This window comes from Rhizobium sp. SEMIA 4085, assembly GCF_013004495.1.
GTDB lineage: Bacteria > Pseudomonadota > Alphaproteobacteria > Rhizobiales > Rhizobiaceae > Rhizobium > Rhizobium gallicum.
Genome location: NZ_JABEPH010000700.1, coordinates 1 through 867 on the forward strand (window position 1 = coordinate 1; position 867 = coordinate 867).

1 protein-coding gene and 1 pseudogene are annotated in these 867 nt (G+C 61.1%); both read right to left on the reverse strand.

Annotated features, from left to right (window positions below; genetic code table 11):
- Positions 1-385 (reverse strand): annotated as a pseudogene (locus C9413_RS32480) (aromatic ring-hydroxylating dioxygenase subunit alpha); the annotation flags it as partial.
- A partial coding sequence (locus C9413_RS32485) for a Rieske 2Fe-2S domain-containing protein (RefSeq protein ID WP_170251634.1) occupies positions 382-867 on the reverse strand: 486 nt, incomplete at its 5' end. The pseudogene C9413_RS32480 and the gene C9413_RS32485, both read right to left, overlap by 4 nt.

Here is an 867-nt window from a genome sequence, read left to right on the forward strand (position 1 = left end):
CCTGAACCTCGGTGTGTGGCTCCGCGCCCAGGATGTCGGTGTGCACAAAGGGAAAGTGCGCTATGTCGAGAAAGTTCTCCACTGCGCGCAGCGGCGAGCAGCGCACGCGAGCGACACCCACATCGACAAACCGGCGGCCGGGCTGATCGGCCTCGGGAATCGGAAAAAGATCCTTTCGAGGTTTGCCGAGAGAGGACCAGATGTGGCCGTAGCGCAGGCAAACGGGGAGAAAGCGCCCGTCGCTGGATTTCACGTTGATGTTTCCGTGGGTGTCAAGCGCCAATTCGATAGGCTCTCCCATCAGGGCGGTCTTGCGCCCGTCGATGTCGAGCTGACTGAAGAGACCGACGGGATACCAATCGTCGATCATCGCGTTTTGCTTCATGACGCTTTGCCTTTCGTCTGAAGCTCCTCGGCCATCCGCCGCAAAGTTTCGCATGCCCGTGAGGCGGCAATGCGCGCGGCCAGGCAGCTATCATCGTCCAGCAGGACATGAATCAATGTCTGGCCGTTGTCTTGCGGAACGAGCAACAGCCGGATCGTCTGGCTATTCTGCGCATGCCAGACAAGGCCTTCCGGGCCTGCCTTTGCGTTCGCAGCAGCCTCGACCGCCTCAGTACTGGCATCTGCCACCAAGGAGCGCAATGGAACAAGGCCTTCAAGCCGCGGAGGCCCAGCCATAAGTTGCTCTGCGGCAACCCAGATGACACCATCAGACTCCTCGACCTGTTGCGTCTCCAAGCGGATCGTTTCGGGCGGCGTGAGGCCTGGATGGGCCGGGATGCGCAGGCAGGTTCCGATCCGGCTGTAGCTCCAGCCATGATAAACGCACGACAGTGCTCCACCCCGGACGGAGCCGGGAGGAAA